Here is a 1891-nt window from a genome sequence, read left to right as displayed (position 1 = left end):
CACTACATCTTGCGGTGCCTGATCCACTCCGGACAACTACAGGACAAAATCAACGCACTCTAAAACCGGAAGGGCCCTTTTAGTACTACTGGTGGATTTCGGTTTTGGTGGGGATTAACGCCGCCGGCTTCGGTTTTTCCGTTGAGGAGGTCGTTGACTACTTCCCGATGGTGAAATGGGTCGATGGTGAGGTAGAGAGGAACCAGTCACCTGGAAGAGATCGATCCAGTCGTTGGTGTGCAATCTGGGAGGTAGGGTCGCGGGGTCGATTCCTCGCGAGCGCAACCATGATTGTGTTTCTGAACGTGATGAAAACAACCCTGCCCTTCGGAGAATTTCCCCTATCCCGCGTCCCCGGGCAGTGAAAACGGTGTGCACCATCGCCTGAAAGGCTTTGCGCTGCTCTATCGGAATCTTCGGGTCACCCACCCGGCGGATCACTAAGATCCCCCCGTCAACGTTTGGCTGTGGCCGGAAAGCAGTCCTTGGTACCCGAGAACCCAGGTGAAATGTGAACCATGGGGACCACTGAGCCGTCATCATCGTGCTTGCGCCTACCCCGGCCCGGCGGCGAGCGACTTCCCACTGCATGAGGAGTACAGCGTCAGTCCATGCTGGCGCATGCAGCAACTTTCGAAGAATGGCAGTGGTGAGGTGAAAGGGAATGTTTCCCACAATGACGCAGGGAGTGGCGGGTAACCGGAAGTTAAGGAAATCATCATGGACCACTTCGACCGCCGCCGAGGAGGTTTCTTGTGTGATTTTGGCAGCTAGTTTTGCGTCCACTTCAACTGCCGTTATCGCCCTCCCCAAGTGGGCCATCGGGTGAGTGAGGGCACCGCTTCCTGGTCCGATCTCAATGATGGGGCCGGAGGTTTGTTTCACAAGGTCGATGATGGAGTTGATGATCTTGTGGTTGGTGAGAAAATTTTGGCCATGCTCGTGACGGCCGTGTCCGTATGCAGACATCAGGTGTGCTCCTTGGATTTGAAAGGGAGCCGGGCATGACAAATAGCCGCCCGGCTAAAGGACCGGAGCGGTTTTTAACCTACGGGGTAGGAAACCGCCTTAGCGGTTGGTGCGCAACCGCAAGAAAGCGGTACCTGAAATCAACATGGGTCTAATTATATCCATTTAAATTCGCGGGGTGCCGCCTTTTTGGCCATAATGACCGAGACCATACCTACGGGGGTTTTGGTTGATATGGGTGAGTCCTTTGGAACGACAACGGGAAAAGTAGGACAGTTTCTAACCGCTTATGCGGCTGGATCTGTGGTGGCTGCAATACCGGTGATGACAGCAACTCGAAAAATGCCGCGTAAGCGACTTTTGGTTATAGCTATCATCGGGCTTGGCGTTTTCAACGCTCTCACTGCTATTACTTCGTATTTGTGGTTAGCCTTTCTTGCTAGGTTTCTTGCCGGTATGGCTGGAGGCGTCGTTTGGGGCCTTGTGGCAAATTACGCTCGGAGTTTAGTCAGTTCGGAAAACCAAGGTCGCGCACTTGCCATTATCGGTTTTGGGCAGCCTTTCGCCTTAGCTTTTGGAGTCCCGCTTGGTGCATTAGGGGGTCAACACTTTGGTTGGAGATTGACGCTCGGCATGCTAACAGTCGCATCCATCGTTTTGGCGTTATGGATTACGTTTACAGTTCCTCCCCGGCCGGGACTTGTTGGAGATGGCCCAGGAACCAAAGTCCTTAAGAGATCGATTTTGATGCCTGGTGTGATGGGGGTGCTTGTAGCGCTCTTCGGCTGGACAGTAGCGCACAACATGGTTTACACGTACATTCAACCTTTAACCAGTGGTGTGGGAATGAGGTTACCCTCGTTTAGTGGACACCCTATTTGTACGGATCTTGTGTCCGTAGGAGAGGATGTTCATTGTGAGT

General features: G+C 53.2%; 3 protein-coding genes. 1 reads left to right on the top strand and 2 read right to left on the bottom strand.

All coding sequences use genetic code 11. The features are described 5' to 3' along the window. Nucleotides 1–114: 114 nt before the first annotated feature. Nucleotides 115–969, bottom strand: coding sequence for a 23S ribosomal RNA methyltransferase Erm (erm, locus tag QP922_RS12745; RefSeq protein ID WP_005390949.1), 855 nt, complete (start codon nt 967–969; stop codon nt 115–117). Between the two features lie 99 nt (nt 970–1068). Then, nucleotides 1069–1116, bottom strand: coding sequence for an erythromycin resistance leader peptide (locus tag QP922_RS12960; RefSeq protein ID WP_011116968.1), 48 nt, complete (start codon nt 1114–1116; stop codon nt 1069–1071). A 51-nt stretch (nt 1117–1167) separates the two neighbouring features. Between QP922_RS12960 and QP922_RS12740 the strand changes: the two genes are divergently transcribed. Continuing rightward, nucleotides 1168–1891, top strand: a 724-nt coding sequence (locus QP922_RS12740) for an MFS transporter (protein WP_284809901.1), incomplete at its 3' end; no start/stop codon positions are given.

The sequence above is a fragment of the Corynebacterium sp. MSK218 genome (assembly GCF_030232655.1).
In the GTDB taxonomy this organism is placed as follows: Bacteria; Actinomycetota; Actinomycetes; order Mycobacteriales; family Mycobacteriaceae; genus Corynebacterium.
Note: the sequence above shows the minus strand (reverse complement) of the source record. Positions and strands in the feature narration are given on the sequence as shown.